The 15,220-nt window shown below is 41.6% G+C and carries 15 protein-coding genes; all 15 read left to right on the forward strand.

Annotation, left to right across the window (positions count from 1 at the left end):
• Positions 1–9 precede the first annotated feature (9 nt).
• The 15 genes from GZ1_RS15845 (at position 10) to GZ1_RS15915 (ending at position 14,664) form a co-directional block, all read left to right on the forward strand.
• Entirely contained in the window at positions 10–981 is a 972-nt protein-coding gene (locus tag GZ1_RS15845) for an ABC transporter ATP-binding protein (RefSeq protein WP_306304593.1), read from the forward strand.
• 333 nt (positions 982–1,314) lie between these two features.
• Positions 1,315–2,625, forward strand: a complete 1,311-nt coding sequence (locus GZ1_RS15850) for a homocysteine synthase (protein WP_003253231.1) — start codon at positions 1,315–1,317, stop codon at positions 2,623–2,625.
• Between the two features lie 738 nt (positions 2,626–3,363).
• Positions 3,364–3,624, forward strand: coding sequence for a glutaredoxin family protein (locus GZ1_RS15855; protein WP_255211311.1), 261 nt, complete (start codon positions 3,364–3,366; stop codon positions 3,622–3,624).
• A gap of 239 nt (positions 3,625–3,863) precedes the next feature.
• Positions 3,864–4,694 carry an amino acid ABC transporter substrate-binding protein gene (locus tag GZ1_RS15860; RefSeq protein WP_060788858.1) on the forward strand — a complete coding sequence of 277 codons (831 nt, stop codon included), beginning with the start codon at positions 3,864–3,866 and terminating at the stop codon, positions 4,692–4,694.
• An 18-nt stretch (positions 4,695–4,712) separates the two neighbouring features.
• Positions 4,713–5,417 (forward strand): amino acid ABC transporter permease, encoded by a 705-nt coding sequence (locus GZ1_RS15865; RefSeq protein WP_003253224.1) that lies wholly within the window; start codon positions 4,713–4,715, stop codon positions 5,415–5,417.
• 26 nt (positions 5,418–5,443) lie between these two features.
• The gene (locus GZ1_RS15870; RefSeq protein WP_060788859.1) at positions 5,444–6,154 is read left to right on the forward strand and encodes an amino acid ABC transporter permease; all 711 of its coding nucleotides are present in this window, start codon (positions 5,444–5,446) and stop codon (positions 6,152–6,154) included.
• Positions 6,151–6,921, forward strand: a complete 771-nt coding sequence (locus GZ1_RS15875) for an amino acid ABC transporter ATP-binding protein (RefSeq protein ID WP_060788860.1) — start codon at positions 6,151–6,153, stop codon at positions 6,919–6,921. Before GZ1_RS15870 ends, GZ1_RS15875 begins: the two co-directional genes overlap by 4 nt.
• Positions 6,922–6,943: 22 nt before the next feature.
• A complete protein-coding gene (locus tag GZ1_RS15880) occupies positions 6,944–7,483 on the forward strand; it encodes a GNAT family N-acetyltransferase (RefSeq protein ID WP_060788861.1) in 540 nt (179 codons plus the stop codon).
• A complete protein-coding gene (locus tag GZ1_RS15885; RefSeq protein WP_060788862.1) occupies positions 7,470–8,606 on the forward strand; it encodes an amidohydrolase in 1,137 nt (378 codons plus the stop codon). Before GZ1_RS15880 ends, GZ1_RS15885 begins: the two co-directional genes overlap by 14 nt.
• A 27-nt stretch (positions 8,607–8,633) precedes the next feature.
• A complete protein-coding gene (locus GZ1_RS15890) occupies positions 8,634–9,485 on the forward strand; it encodes a MetQ/NlpA family ABC transporter substrate-binding protein (protein WP_060788863.1) in 852 nt (283 codons plus the stop codon).
• A 15-nt stretch (positions 9,486–9,500) separates the two neighbouring features.
• Positions 9,501–10,532 (forward strand): methionine ABC transporter ATP-binding protein, encoded by a 1,032-nt coding sequence (locus GZ1_RS15895; RefSeq protein WP_060788864.1) that lies wholly within the window; start codon positions 9,501–9,503, stop codon positions 10,530–10,532.
• Entirely contained in the window at positions 10,522–11,172 is a 651-nt protein-coding gene (locus tag GZ1_RS15900; protein ID WP_060788865.1) for a methionine ABC transporter permease, read from the forward strand. Before GZ1_RS15895 ends, GZ1_RS15900 begins: the two co-directional genes overlap by 11 nt.
• A 27-nt stretch (positions 11,173–11,199) precedes the next feature.
• Positions 11,200–12,057, forward strand: coding sequence for a MetQ/NlpA family ABC transporter substrate-binding protein (locus GZ1_RS15905; protein ID WP_060788866.1), 858 nt, complete (start codon positions 11,200–11,202; stop codon positions 12,055–12,057).
• Positions 12,058–12,080: 23 nt separating this feature from the next.
• Positions 12,081–13,442, forward strand: a complete 1,362-nt coding sequence (locus tag GZ1_RS15910) for an LLM class flavin-dependent oxidoreductase (protein ID WP_013877562.1) — start codon at positions 12,081–12,083, stop codon at positions 13,440–13,442.
• A gap of 19 nt (positions 13,443–13,461) precedes the next feature.
• Positions 13,462–14,664 (forward strand): acyl-CoA dehydrogenase family protein, encoded by a 1,203-nt coding sequence (locus tag GZ1_RS15915; protein WP_060788867.1) that lies wholly within the window; start codon positions 13,462–13,464, stop codon positions 14,662–14,664.
• The last annotated feature ends 556 nt before the right edge of the window (positions 14,665–15,220 follow it).

Here is a 15,220-nt window from a genome sequence, read left to right on the forward strand (position 1 = left end):
AGGGAGGAAATGTTCATGACGGCATCCAATCTAGTGGAAATAGTAAACTTGAAAAAATATTATCCAATTCGCCGTTTTGGTATAACGAAAAAGGTAATACGAGCTGTTGACGGTGTATCTTTTTCAATCAAAAAGGGAGAAACGCTTGGACTGGTGGGAGAAAGCGGGTGCGGTAAATCCACTACTGGGCGAATGATCGCGCAGCTTGTTTCTTCGACGGAGGGAAAAATATTTTTTAAAGGAGAAAATATATCCAAATTTGCTGTCAAACATGCAAAACAGCTGAGCAAAAAAATTCAATATGTGTTTCAAGATCCGTATACATCTCTTAACCCGAGGCATAAAATAGCGTCTTTATTAAAAGAACCGTTAACCATCCATCACATTGGAAATAAAAAAGAGCGCCGCCAATCCGTCTTGGAAATGCTTGAACAAATAGGCCTTGATCCGTCTTTTGAAAATAAGTATATCCACCAATTAAGCGGCGGGCAGCGCCAGCGTATCGTGATAGCTCGCGCGCTTATGCTGCGCCCTGAATTTCTTGTTTTAGATGAACCGGTTTCGGCACTGGATGTTTCGGTTCAAGCACAAATATTAAATTTATTAAAAGATTTGCAACAGCAATTTTCACTGACGTATTTATTTATTTCGCATGATCTTAACGTTGTTCATTATATGAGTGATCGAGTCGCCGTCATGTATTTAGGGAAAATTGTAGAAGTATCAGATGTTGATCATATTTACAAAGCCCCACTTCATCCGTATACGCAAACACTTGTTTCTGCTATACCAACCGTATGGAAAAAAGAAAAGAGAAGACGGATTCTTTTAGAAGGGGAAATTCCCGATCCTTCTTCTTCTACAAAAGGATGTTCTTTTCAAGGCCGCTGCCCGTTTGCGTACGATAGGTGTAAATTTGAACAACCAAAGCCAATACATCTGGATAATCACCGGATGGTTAGTTGCCATTTATATTCATAAAAAGATGTACAAGGCAAATATCAATAATCACCGTAAACCATTGCGGCACTTCCAGCCTTTTTCGGAGCTAAGGGAGATTGCGCTTGTTAGATCAAAATAAAGATATTTATTTTTAGAAAATTGATAAAATAAAATTGACATTTATAGATTTTGAGAGTAAATTTATATATAAAACTAAATCGATATGTTTAGTTGGTTAAACAATTAAAATCTTGCATCCCCTTGCCATTGCCGGTTAGTTAACGAAAGGCATCTTCTTGATTTTTCTGCAAAAAAGATAGGTGCCTGTTTTGAAAATTTTATCAAAATTAAATTCGAAAGGAGAAAGTGACAATGTCAAATGAAAGAACGCTTCAGCCGGAAACATTAGCGGTGCATGCGGGGCAAGTGCCAGATCCAACAACTTTATCAAGAGCAGTGCCGATTTATCAAACAAGCTCATATGTATTTAATGACAGCCAGCATGCTGCTGATTTGTTTAGCTTAAAAGAAGAAGGTTATGTTTATACAAGAATCATTAATCCAACGACCGATGTATTTGAAAAGCGGGTTGCTGCCCTTGAAGGCGGTGTGGGGGCGCTGGCACTTTCGTCTGGCCAAGCAGCTGTTTTTTATTCCATCATCAATATTGCTTCTGCTGGAGATGAAATTGTTTCTTCGTCAAGCATTTATGGCGGAACGTATAATTTGTTCCTTCATACGCTTCCTAAATTCGGAATTACCGTTAAATTTGTGGATTCCACTGATCCGAAAAATTTTGAGCAGGCGATTACAAGCAAAACAAAAGCGCTATTTGCGGAAACGATCGGAAATCCAAAATGTGACGTATTAGATATCGAAGCCGTTGCGGAAATCGCTCATCGCCATGCTATTCCACTAATTGTTGATAACACTATTCCTAGCCCGTATTTGCTTCGTCCGATTGACTTTGGCGCGGATATTGTGGTGCATTCAGCAACAAAGTTTATTGGAGGGCATGGAAATTCCATCGGTGGAATTATTGTCGACAGCGGAAAGTTTGACTGGGCGAAAAGCGGAAAGTTTCCAGAATTCACAGAGCCAGATCCAAGCTATCATGGCCTCATTTATACAGAAGCTGCCGGCGAAGCTGCCTATATTACAAAAGCACGTGTCCAACTGCTTCGCGATCTTGGCGCGGCATTGTCGCCATTCAATTCATTCCTGTTTTTGCAGGGGCTTGAAACTTTGCATTTGCGCTTAGAACGTCATAGCCAAAACGCGTTAGAGGTGGCGAAGTTTTTAGAAAAAGAGGCAGCCGTTGAATCCGTTAGCTACCCTGGTTTAGAAAGCCATCCTTCTTATGAGTTAGCGAAAAAGTATTTGCCAAAAGGACAAGGTGCCATCTTAACCTTTGAAATTAAAGGCGGCGTTGAAGCAGGGAAAAAATTAATCGATTCTGTTCAACTATTCTCTCACTTAGCCAATATTGGCGATTCGAAATCATTAATTATTCATCCTGCCAGCACTACGCATCAGCAGTTAAGCAGTGAGGAACAATTAGCTGCTGGCGTTACGCCGGGACTGATTCGCTTATCGGTTGGCACAGAGGCAATTGATGATATTTTATATGATCTAAAGCAAGCCATCAAAGCAAGCCAAACGGTAACTTCCATTGTGAAGTAAACTTTGTCTTATATGCGTATTTTGCGGCTCAATCAGTGATGATTGAGCTTTTTTGTTGTGACAGATATGTTGATCAACTAATTAGTAATGTGCCAGCCATTCATCAACGTGCCCCACATCAGAAATCGAGATAGAAAAAGAACAAAGGAATAAAGATTGTTATTTATATGCATTAACGATGCCGATATTTGATGGTGAAACATATTTAATGGCCCTGAATGCCCTTTTATTATGAAAATACCATTCTTCCATCAGTTGAAAAATTAAAAAGAATACAATTATATCAATACCTCAAACGAATTGATAGATTTTTTTAATGAATTGTATAAATCTTTCTATCACTGGAAGTATTGCCTTTTCATTGTTTCCGGTGGTAGGATAAATCACAAAATAAAACCTATTATTCATACCTGTAATCAAGGAATAAAAGTGGAGGGGGAATGCATATGAGTTATCAGCTGGTTTGTTAAATCAAAGTCCAATATCTGGCTGTGAAAGAGGCAGTACTGTTTTCACAAATACTGAGATGCTCCAACAGGTTCAGCATTTTATGAAGATGTGAAGCAACGGGCAAGACGTTTATTTTCCCAGGTATCATCCGATTGTCGGTGCAACCAAGGAATAGACGGAAGAAAAATGCAAAGCGATTCCAAGTCGGAATCTTGTGTCGATCGAAGAGGCGCTTCATTATTTAGAGCGACTTGCAAAAAGCGATTGATGAATAAGGAGGAAGTTATGATGCCAAAACCATTATCAGTTGTCGTCTGGTCAAAAGAAGGATGTCACTATTGTGAAGAGGTTAAACAATTTTTAAAAGAAAAGCAGGTAGACTATCAAACCATCGATGTGACGAATCGGGATGAACTGCGCGATGTTTTGGAAGTTAAATACGGCATCCGGCACGTGCCAGTTGTTGAAATTGGCCGTGGGGATGTATACGAAGGGGTGACAAAAGTCGGGCTCAGCCATCTTAACAAAGCATTGAACGCTTATCTGTAAAATTAACTGAACTATATAGGTTGTAATAAAGAATTTGCGATCTCCATTCTTTACCTCCTGACAAGGTGACAGGAAGAGTAAACAATGCCATGTAAAACAAAATTGCAACGTATATACATTCAGTATGTATGAAAGAAGATGAAAAAAATGGTCGTTCTCCAGAAAACTTTAAATGAGCTGTTGTCTTGCATGATCGAAAATCGGGACTCGATTGTGAGTAAAAATTGGGAGGAAAGAGGATGAATAAAAAGCTCAGTCTTATTGTGGCATTGCTATTGACATTCTTTTTAGCAGCGTGCTCGTCAAAAGAAGGAGCAACTTCCACAACTTCAACAGTAAATTCCAAGGACACAAAAGAAAAAGTGCAAAAAATCATTGTCGGCACCGGGACACAGTTTCCAAATATATGTTTCATTGATGAAAATGGAAAATTGACTGGATATGATGTGGAGCTTGTCCGGGAAATTGATAAAAAGCTTCCTGAATATGAATTTGAATTTAAAACAATGGAATTTTCTAATCTATTACTAAGCCTTGAAACCAAAAAAATTGATTTTATCGCCCATCAAATGGAAGTGAATGAAGAGCGAAAAGCAAAATTCTTATTTAACAAAGAGCCGTACAATATTTTCCCGCTGAAAGTAGTTGTTCGCAAAGATAATAACGATATTAAGTCCATTAAGGATTTAAAAGGAAAAAAAGTAATAGTCACCGCGACAAGCAACGCAGCTGTTTTCCTGGAGAAATACAATAAAGAACATAATGCGGGCATTCATATTGTGTATGCTGGTCAAGGAGCAGATGATGTAACCAACCAAATCCGCACGGGACGCGCGGATGCAACGATCTCAACGCCATTTGCGGTTGATTTCTTAAATAAGGCAGCTGACGCGCAACAAAAAGTAGTTGGCGAGACGCTTTTGGATTCGAAGGTGTATTTCTTGTTTCGCAAAGATGAAACAAAGCTGCAAAAACGTATTGATGAAGCACTTGTTGAATTGAAAAAGGAAGGTGTTGTCAGGGAATTAAGCAAAAAATGGCTTGGAGCGGATTATACTGTTGAATTTTAATAAGGAGGTGACCGAGAATTGGGCAAAGCATTTGATATCACACTAGTCGGGGAATTTCTGCCACAGCTTGTTCAATATTTAGGAGTTACGCTGCAAATCCTGGCCGTCTCTACTGTGTTCGGAATCGTTATCGGAATAGCCGCTGCTATTCCGCGGCTTTTCCGCATTCCGATATTATCGCAGCTGGTGGTTGTCTATGTTTCGTTTATTCGCGGAACTCCAATATTAATTCAACTGTTCTTGATTTTTTACGGTGTTCCGGCGCTGTTTCTGTTGTTTGACATTGATCTGACCAGAATGGACCCTTTATATTTCGTCATGATTACATACTCGCTCAGTAACGGCGCTGTCTTTTCCGAAATATTTCGGGGCGCCATTCAGGCGATTGACTATGGGCAGACGGAAGCGGCGTATTCTGTCGGGATGAGTGATTCACAAACCTTTTTCCGGATTATCATTCCTCAAGCCATCGGAATCGCTTTCCCAAATATGGCAAATTGTATCATAAGTTCATTAAAGGATACGTCTTTAGCATTCACCATTGGGGTAATGGATATGGTCGGGAGAGGAGAAACATTGATTGCTTCAACAGCCCATGCACTGGAAGTATATATTTCTCTTTCGATTATTTATTACATTGTTGTTCTTGTTCTCGAAAAACTATTCCGCTTGTTTGAAAAGAGAGTGAACCGGTATAAACCAGATGTGGTGTCCTCTGCTTAACGGGCCGTTGGAAAGGAGGGACAGCTTTGACAATTGATATTCCATTTATGTGGACTGCGTTCAAAGAAATTATAAAAGCATTGCCTGTGACAATGATGCTGACACTTATTCCGCTGTTTGTCGGATTTTTCATAGGAATCGTGGTAGCGTTGATCCGAGTGTATAAAGTGAAAGGACTGTTGGCGATAGCGAACGGGTATGTCTCTTTTTTACGGGGAACGCCGATTATTATGCATGTTATGCTGATTTATTTTGGTTTCCCGCTTCTTATCGATGCGGTAGCTGCGAAATTGGGAATTTCCGTGCAAACACAGCTTATTCCCATCAGCACATTTGTTCTGACAGCTCTTTCATTAAGTGCCGGTGCGTATTTATCGGAAGTCATTCGCTCCGGTATTTTAAGTATTCCGAAAGGGCAAGTGGAAGCGGCGTATTCTGTCGGGATGAACACGTTTCAAACGATGGTGCGCATCATTCTTCCACAGGCGCTGGCACAATCTATTCCTAATTTTACCAACATTTTTGTCGGCTTTTTGCATACATCATCCATTGCCTTCCTCGTCTCTCAAAAAGAACTGACGGGAGCGGCCAATATTGTTGCTTCTACTAACTTAAAGTTTCTCGAAGCGTACATCGCAGCGGGTATCATTTATTGGCTGGTCACCATTCTTGTTGAAGGGTTGTCGTCATTGGTGGAAAAAAGAGCCACATCCTATATGAGAGGAGGAGTCCGATGATTTATTTGCAGGGGATAAAAAAATCATTCCGAAATCAAGAAGTGTTAAAAGGAATCAATTTGACGATTGAAAAAGGGAAGGTTGTCACGATTCTCGGGCCAAGCGGCTCCGGAAAATCTACTCTGTTGCGATGCATAAATTTTCTCGAAAAACCGGATGAAGGAGTCGTGCAAATAGGGGATGTGAGAGTTGTAGCCGAAAAAGCGAACAAAAAAGATATTATGGCATTAAGAAAACAGTCCGCTATGGTTTTCCAGCATTATAATTTATTCGCTCATAAAACAGTGCTTGAAAATGTAATGGAAGGATTGATTGTGGCGAAAAAAATGAAAAAAGCGGAAGCAAGGCAACGGAGCGAACAGGTGCTTGAACGAGTCGGATTGTCCGATAAATTGAATTATTTCCCGAGCCAGCTTTCTGGAGGGCAGCAGCAGCGTGTCGGCATTGCGCGTGCCCTTGCGTTAAATCCGGAAGTGATCCTTTTTGATGAGCCGACTTCCGCACTCGATCCTGAACTTGTCGGAGAAGTATTGGCCGTCATTAAAGACATTGCCAAGGAAGGCATTACAATGCTCATTGTGACACATGAAATGCAGTTTGCCCGCGAAGTATCGGATCAAGTGTTGTTTATGGATGGCGGAGTAATCGTTGAAAAAGGCTCGCCGATGGAGATTTTTACAAACCCGAGAGAAGAACGGACCCGAAAGTTTTTAAAGAGAATTTCCGGGGGATTGCCTGTCCATTGGATTCAGAAAACAGCATATTAAAAAAGAAAGGAAGGATGGCCACATGACGGATCATGTACAGATACATGATATGCTGGATGAAGATAAAGAAGCGGTGCGGCAGCTTCTGATTGACAGTTATCGGCAGTATGAACGGGATTATCAAGATCCGAATGTGTGGTTTGATTATTTGGCGGATATTACAGCATCTGTTGATAACCCGAATGTCGATCGGATTTTGGTGGCGAAGAGCGGCAAAGATATTCTCGGAACCCTTCAACTGTTTGACTCATCGGAAAAAGCATATGGCCGCCCGGAACTAAACATTTTTTCACCGATTGTACGACTGCTGGCAGTTCATCCGAAGGCGAGAGGGCGTGGCATTGCTCAAAAACTGTTAAAAGAAAGTATTCGGTACGCGCAATCCAAAGGGGCGGCTCACTTGTACTTGCATTCAAGCGATAAGATGCAAAAAGCGATACAGCTGTATGAATGGCTCGGATTTAAGCGGGATGAGTCAAAGGATTTTCAAAACCATGATATTTTAGTGAAGTGCTACCGGTTTGATATTAAAAAGGAAGTGTCCGTTTATGAGTCAATCTAATCTGGACGTGCGCTTAATTGCGATCCGGCGCCATTTTCATCAATACCCAGAATTGTCGGGCGAAGAGTTCGAGACAACGAAAACCATTCGTTCACTTTTAGAGCAAGCAGGGATTCCGATTTTAGACACGAGTCTCCCGACAGGAGTAGTAGCACAAATAAGCGGGAAAAAGCAAGATCCAATCATTGCCTTGCGCGCCGATATCGATGCTCTTCCCATTCAGGAAGAAACGGATTTGCCTTACGCTTCAAAAATACCGGGAAAGATGCATGCTTGCGGTCACGATTTTCACACTGCCGCTTTAATTGGTGCGGCTTATTTGCTAAAGGAAGAAGAGAAAGCGTTAAATGGTTCGGTTCGCTTCATTTTTCAGCCATCTGAGGAGATTGGCGGGGGAGCGGAAAAAGTCATTGCCGCTGGTCACTTGGAAAAAGTGAAAGCGATTTTTGGTTTGCATAATAAACCGGATTTACCGGTTGGAACAATCGGTATTAAAAGCGGACCATTAATGGCGAGCGTTGACCGTTTTATCATTGAAGTGGAAGGGATTGGAACACACGCAGCGGCGCCCCATGCAGGCATTGATTCTATCGTCGTTGCCTCACATATTGTCATTGCTTTACAAACAATCGTCAGCCGGCAATTAAGTTCATTTGATCATGCGGTCATCAGTGTTGCCCACGTTTCGGCAGGAAATACGTGGAACGTCATTCCAGGAAATGCTTTTTTAGAAGGAACCGTTCGAACGTTTTCTGAGGAAACAAGGGAAAAGATTCCAAAGTGGATTCAACGAATCATTGCCGGTGTTGCCAATGCTTACGGTGCTCAAGCAACCCTTTGCTGGATGCCGGGGCCACCTCCTGTCCTCAATGATGAAAAGGCTGTTGAGCTATCTGTCCAAACGGCTGAGCAATTGGGACTTAATGTTGTTGAGCCAACGCCATCGATGGCGGGCGAGGATTTTGCTACCTATCAAAAGAAAATTCCGGGTTCGTTTGTGTTTATCGGGACTTCCGGAACACATGAATGGCATCATCCTGCTTTTACGTTGGATGAACGGGCTTTGCCTATTGCCGCACGTTATTTAGCAGAAGTGGCAAAAAAAGCGTTAAAACATTTTTAATGAAGCGGAAACGGGGTGTTTGGGGCAATGAAGAAATTATATGTATTGGCTTTATTCACGGTTTTATTTGGCATTTTAATAGGCTGCGGCAAAAACGAAGCATCTGATAATGGAAAGGATGCAAACGCCCAAACCGGGGAGAAAACAGTAACATTAAAGATTGGAGCTTCATCGACACCACATGCGGAAATTCTTGAATTTATTAAACCAACGCTAGAGAAAGAAGGCATTGAGCTTGATATTAAAGTCATTAACGATGGCATTCAAACGAATGAACAGACAGCAAATGGCGAGTTGGATGCTAATTATTTTCAACATACTCCGTTTTTGGAGCAGACAAATAAAGATAGCGGATTAAATCTTGTAAAAGTGGTCGGTGTTCACATCGAGCCATTTGGTGTGTATTCCAAAAAAATCAAATCGATTGACGAACTTCCGAAAGGTGCAAAAATTGCAATTCCAAAGGACCCTGTTAACTTTTCCCGCGCTTTGCAATTGTTTGATGCCAACGGCATTATTGAGCTTAATAAGCCTTCCTCCGGCATCAATACAAGTAAAAATTATACGATACAAGATATTAAGAAAAATGATAAAAAACTTCAATTTATTCCCGTTGATGGTCCGTTGCTAGTACGTGCGCTGGATGATGTCGAGGCTGCGGCAATCAATACGAACTATGCTTTAGAGGCTGGCCTTAAACCGAAAAAGGATGCTCTTATTATCGAGGGAGATCAATCCCCGTATGTCAACATTTTAGTAGCACGTCCAGACAACAAGGATTCAGATGCGATTCAAAAGCTTGCAAAAGCATTAACAAGTCCAGAAGTAAAGAAGTTTATTGAAGATAAATATGATGGAGCTGTTGTTCCGGCATTTTAAGACGGGGGGAGTAAAGTGATTGAGTTTCGAAATGTCTCTAAAATTTTTAAAAGCAAAACACGAACGGTCGAAGCGTTAAAAAATATCAATTTGACGATTGAGAAAGGAGACATTTTCGGCGTTATTGGTTTTAGCGGAGCGGGGAAAAGTACATTACTCCGGATGGTTAATTTGTTGGAAAAGCCGACTTCCGGACAAATTTTCGTCGATGGCCAAGATTTATCAAAGCTATCGGAAAAGGATTTGCGTCAAGCGAAAAAAAACATCGGAATGATTTTTCAGCATTTTAATTTACTAAGATCCAAAACCGTTTTTGATAATGTCGCGATGCCTCTTAAGCTTAGGAAAACACCAAAATCTGTGATTGAAGAGCGTGTTAACGAATTGCTGCACTTTGTCGGTCTCTCTGATAAGGCGAACAGCTATCCAAATCAGTTATCAGGCGGTCAAAAGCAACGCGTGGGCATTGCCCGGGCATTAGCTACAAATCCATCGATTCTTCTTTGTGATGAACCGACTTCGGCACTTGACCCACAAACAACGACGTCGATTTTACAGCTTTTAAAACGAGTGAATCAGGAATACAACGTGACGATTTTGATTATAACGCACGAAATGGAAGTGATTAAGCAAATTTGTAATCGCGTTGCCGTTATGCAGAACGGAGAGATTATCGAAGAAGGCACGATTTTAGATATTTTTTCCAAACCAAAAACAGAAACGGCGCGCAATTTTGTTCGTTCGGTGTTAAAAGACGAGATTCCGCAAAGCATTTTCAATATTTTGCAATCTAACGGTAAATTCAGCAAAATTTACAATATGGAATTTATTGGAGAAAGCTCTGGCAAGCCGGTTTTATCGCAAGTTGCAAAATCGTTCGCAGTAGATGTGAACATTTTATTTGGCAGCATCAATGAGTTGCAAGGAGTTCCTTTTGGCAATTTGATTGTTGAGTTGCAGGGGGAAGAAGCAGAAATTGCCCGGGCCTATGATTTTATCGTACAGCAAAATGTGTTGGTGAATGAGGTGGTGCGCAATGGAAGTTAGTGTGGAACTCATTTTGCAGGCGTGCTGGGAAACATTATATATGGTTAGCGTATCGCTCGTATTTGGGTCACTAATCGGTTTGCCTTTAGGCATTTTATTAGTCGTCACGCGCAAAGGTCATATCTTGGAGAACACGCTTATCTTCTCGGTTTTAAATCCGATTGTCAATATTTTGCGATCGATTCCGTTCATTATTTTGCTTGTTGCAATCATTCCGTTTACGAGATTGATTGTCGGTACGGCGATTGGGACAACGGCAGCGATTGTTCCGATTGTGCTTCACATTGGACCATATATGTCGCGCCTGATTGAAAATTCTCTCTTGGAAGTGGATAAAGGAATTATTGAAAGTGCACAAGCGATGGGCGCTACCCCATTGCAAATTATTTTTCGATTTCTTCTGCCAGAGGCGCTGCCTTCTATTGTTTTAAGCATCACAACAGCAACGATTGGTCTCATCGGTGTAACGGCGATGGCAGGAGCCGTTGGTGGCGGTGGTTTAGGTGACTTGGCGATTACGTATGGTTATCAGCGCTTCAGCACCATCACCATTGTGGTGACGGTCGTGATTCTTGTTTTGCTTGTACAGGGCGTGCAATCGCTGGGGAATTTGATCGAGCGAAAAATCAGAAGAATGTAGTCAGCATTCATGAGAGAGGAGGGGAAAATGGTGAAAAAAGCATTTATCTCTATTCTTGCTTTTATTTTAGTGTTTAGTTTGGCGGGATGTGGAAAAAAAGCCGGGAGTGAAGCGAAAGATAAAAAAATTAAAGTTGGCATTCGCAGCTCGGAATTGCGGACATGGGAATTTATTAAAGAGAAAGCAAAAAAAGAAGGACTAGATCTTGAATTGGTTACTTTCAACGCATCGGTTGATCCCAATCAAGTGCTGGCTGAAGGAGATATTGATGTCAATGCGTTTCAACATATTGCCTATTTAACGAGTTTCAATGAAAAAAACGGTACAGATATTGTCCCGATTGGAACGACGATTATCGCACCGTTAGGCCTTTATTCCAAGAAATATAAGTCTCTTGATGAGATACCGAAAAATGCCAAAATCGCGGTGCCAAATGATGCAACGAACTGGGGCCGTGCCTTGCTTTTATTGCAAGAAGCAAAGCTAATCAAGGTAGTAGATAATTTCGATGGAAACGGCGGGGTGGACAAAATCAAAGAAAATCCAAAAAACATCGAGATTGTTCCTGTGGATGGGGCGGCTACACCGCGGGTCATGGATGATGTTGATGCATCTATTATTAACAACGGTGTAGCGGTGGAAGCAGGATTGTATTTAAAAGATGCCATTATTCATGAAAGCGCGACTGCAAAACCGTATATCAACGTGATTGCGGCGCGGAAAGAAGACGCCGATCGCCCTGAGTTAAAGAAACTGGTCAAAATCTATCAAACAGATGAAGTGGCGAATTTCATTAAGAAAACGTATAAGGGAAACTTCATTCCAACGTTTATTCCGTTAGAGGAATTAAAAACGTTTAAAGACGCTTATAAAATTAAAAAATAATTTCATTCTTGGGGGAGATTAAATTGGCAAAGAAAAAGCAGATAAAATTAGCTGCTTACTTGATTGGAACAGGAATGCATATCGCTTCGTGGCGCCATCCGGACGCCCAACCGACTGCAAGTATAGATGTTCAGCACTTTATCAAACTCGCGCAAATTGCCGAACGAGGCAAATTTGATATGGTGTTTCTCCCAGATAGCCTAGCGATTAACGAGGATTCCCATCCAAACATTTTAAACCGATTCGATCCGGTTGTTTTAATTACAGCGATTGCGACTGCAACATCAAAAATTGGCCTCGTTGCAACAGCTTCAACTTCTTACGGAGAACCGTATATCCTGGCACGGCAATTCGCCTCTGTCGACCATGTTAGTAACGGGCGCGTTGGCTGGAATGTCGTTACAACAGGAGATGCGACAGGCGCTACGGCGCTTAACTTTAGCAGAACGGAGCACTATAAACACGATGAGCGCTACCGGCGAGCAGAAGAATTTGTTGATGTCGTTCAAGGGCTGTGGGATTCTTGGGAGGATGATGCCTTTGTCTTTGACAAGGAGAAAGGAGTATTTTTTGATCCTGAAAAGCTCCATACGCTTGATTACAAAGGACAGTATTTCTCCGTCCGTGGCCCTCTTAACATTGCCCGTTCGAAACAAGGACATCCGGTCATCGTGCAGGCCGGATCGTCAGAACCAGGCCAGCGGTTAGCTGCAAGAACGGCAGAAGTCGTTTTTGCCCATCGCGATAATATAGAGAAAGCAAAAGAATTCTACAAAAGCTTAAAATCCAAACTGGCGGACTACGGGCGCCATCCAGATGAGCTTTCGATTTTAGTCGGCATTTCGCCAATTGTTGGTGAAACAGAAGAAATTGCCCAGCAAAAATTTGAAGAGCTGCAAAAGCTTGTTCTCCCGTACCAAGCATTAAAATTCTTGTCAGGCTATATGGGAAATGTCGATTTCACGAAATACTCGCTTGATACACCGGTAAAAGAAGTGGAGCTTCCAGAAGAAATAAATGGAATTCAGAGCCATTATGAAGATATAAAACGAATTATTGACACGGAAGACTTGACAGTTGGCGAGCTTTATTCGCGTCTTTTTATCGGTGCCGGCAGACGTGACAACTTTATTGGAACTCCAGAAAAGATTGCTGATGAATTGGAAAAATGGTTTACAGAGGAGGCGGCAGACGGTTTTATCCTTCAGGCGCCATTATATCCACGAGATTTGGAAGATTTCGTTCATCATGTAGTACCAATTCTGCAAGAACGTGGTTTATTCCGCCGTGAATATGAAGGGGATACGTTGCGCGACCATTTAGGGCTTCCGAAGCCTGTAAACCGCTATACGCTGGCGAGACAATCCAAACTAGCCATCCAATAGCGAGAAGGGAGAGAACAGCATGGCAGTGAGAGAGTTCGATCCCTTTATAAGGAACGAAAGAGAAGAGAAGCTGGCTCGTTATGCGGAAGCGCTGGCAAGTCAAATTGCCGAAACGGCCCATGTATACGATGAAAGCGGGGCATTCCCGTTTGAACATTTTGATTTATTGCGCCAAGAAGGTTATTTAAAGTTGACAGTACCAAAACAATATGGCGGAGACGAGATTTCCTTGTACGAAACATTGCTCGTTCAGGAAAGGCTTGCGCGCGGGGATGGTTCAACTGCGCTTGCTGTTGGTTGGCATCTTCTTACTTTTTTAAATTTGCGCAGCGTCCGCCCTTGGAAGGAAGAAGTGTTTGCTCGGCTTTGCACAGCAGCAGTGAAAGAAGGAAAAATGCTGAATATCATTTCTTCTGAAAGAGAAACCGGCAATTTGGCAAGAGGCGGTATTCCTTCAACGATCGCCAAGCGCACATCAGGCGGTTATATGATCTCAGGAGTGAAATCATTTGCTTCATTAGCGCCAATTCTCGATCATTTTACTATTACTGCTTATCTGGAAGACGAAGATAAAGTGGCAGAATTTTTAATTACAAAAAACGAAAACGTGAAAGTGATAGAATCATGGAATACGATTGGCATGAGAAGCACAGGGAGCCATGATATCGAATTAAATGATGTCTTTGTTCCGGAAGAGGCCTTACTATCACGCTTGGATGGCAGCCACATTAACCGTTTTGTGGCAGACAGCCGCGCTTATTCACTGGAAGTACCGGCGGTTTATCTGGGAATTGCTTGGGCTGCAAGAGATTTTATTCTTGATTTTGCTGTTTCCAGATATTCTCGCAGTTTTGGCGGGGTCATTGCCGATATCCCGCACATCCGCGATAAAATCGGGCAAATTGAAATTTTGTTGAAGTCTTCACGGCATACGCTGTACGCGATTGCTGAGAAGTGGGAAAACAATCCAGAGCATAAAGATCGTTTTTCAGACGAAGTTAGCATGGCGAAATATCTCATATGCAACAATGCAATACGCATTGTTGAGCTTGCGATGCGTATTGCAGGAGGCCATGCATTATCAAAGAGTCATAAATTAGAACGCCTTTTTCGTGACGTTCAGTGTGGACCGTTTCATCCGCCTCAAGACGATATGGTGATTCATCAATTAGCAGATTCTGCATTGACAAAAGTGAAGAATAGAAAAGGAAAAACTACCTAGGACTGACTTCCATACAAACAACGGACAATCGAAGTGAAACTGGTTTTTGGGCAAATCAAACATGATCAATAAATTTGGTGATTTTGCTTATATTCAATAAATCTAAAAATTAACATTTACTGCAATAGGATGGAAGCTGGCGGCATATACAAGCCAGCTTTACTTTATTTTCAAAAAAATTTTCATGGATGTTTTGGATAATGTATATGCGTGAAAGAAACCGAGAAACTAGGATTGTTTTCTTTCAGCAAAGAACAATCTGTTCTGTCACGTCAACCATTAGAGGTGGCGAAACCATATCATCGTTTTTTCCATGGCTGTTTGGCTTTTCATTTTTTCTGATCGTTCTCTTCACCGTAATCGTTCCACTCATGAAAAAGTTTATTCCGTAAACAGGTTGTTTTCGAAGGGACTTTGATATGTTTAGCATGTCAGAATGATAGATAAGAAAAAAGTCCTTATCGTCATCTGGAAAAACAGGAATATATCATGATTTATCCTTATTTTCCTTGTGCTACCATTTAAATAGCGTGTAAATGGGGGGGGGAGGAAATCC

This window comes from Geobacillus zalihae NBRC 101842 (genome assembly GCF_001544135.1).
GTDB classification, from domain to species: Bacteria; Bacillota; Bacilli; order Bacillales; family Anoxybacillaceae; genus Geobacillus; species Geobacillus zalihae.

Excerpts from the sequence above, each read along its gene's own strand:
- GZ1_RS15845 (WP_306304593.1), top strand. The coding sequence starts at position 10 with ATGTTCATGACGGCATCCAATCTAGTGGAAATAGTAAACTTGAAAAAA.
- GZ1_RS15850 (WP_003253231.1), top strand. The coding sequence starts at position 1,315 with ATGTCAAATGAAAGAACGCTTCAGCCGGAAACATTAGCGGTGCATGCG.
- GZ1_RS15885 (WP_060788862.1), top strand. The coding sequence starts at position 7,470 with ATGAGTCAATCTAATCTGGACGTGCGCTTAATTGCGATCCGGCGCCAT.
- GZ1_RS15915 (WP_060788867.1), top strand. The coding sequence starts at position 13,462 with ATGGCAGTGAGAGAGTTCGATCCCTTTATAAGGAACGAAAGAGAAGAG.
- GZ1_RS15860 (WP_060788858.1), top strand. The coding sequence starts at position 3,864 with ATGAATAAAAAGCTCAGTCTTATTGTGGCATTGCTATTGACATTCTTT.
- GZ1_RS15900 (WP_060788865.1), top strand. The coding sequence starts at position 10,522 with ATGGAAGTTAGTGTGGAACTCATTTTGCAGGCGTGCTGGGAAACATTA.
- GZ1_RS15855 (WP_255211311.1), top strand. The coding sequence starts at position 3,364 with ATGCCAAAACCATTATCAGTTGTCGTCTGGTCAAAAGAAGGATGTCAC.
- GZ1_RS15905 (WP_060788866.1), top strand. The coding sequence starts at position 11,200 with ATGGTGAAAAAAGCATTTATCTCTATTCTTGCTTTTATTTTAGTGTTT.
- GZ1_RS15880 (WP_060788861.1), top strand. The coding sequence starts at position 6,944 with ATGACGGATCATGTACAGATACATGATATGCTGGATGAAGATAAAGAA.
- GZ1_RS15875 (WP_060788860.1), top strand. The coding sequence starts at position 6,151 with ATGATTTATTTGCAGGGGATAAAAAAATCATTCCGAAATCAAGAAGTG.
- GZ1_RS15890 (WP_060788863.1), top strand. The coding sequence starts at position 8,634 with ATGAAGAAATTATATGTATTGGCTTTATTCACGGTTTTATTTGGCATT.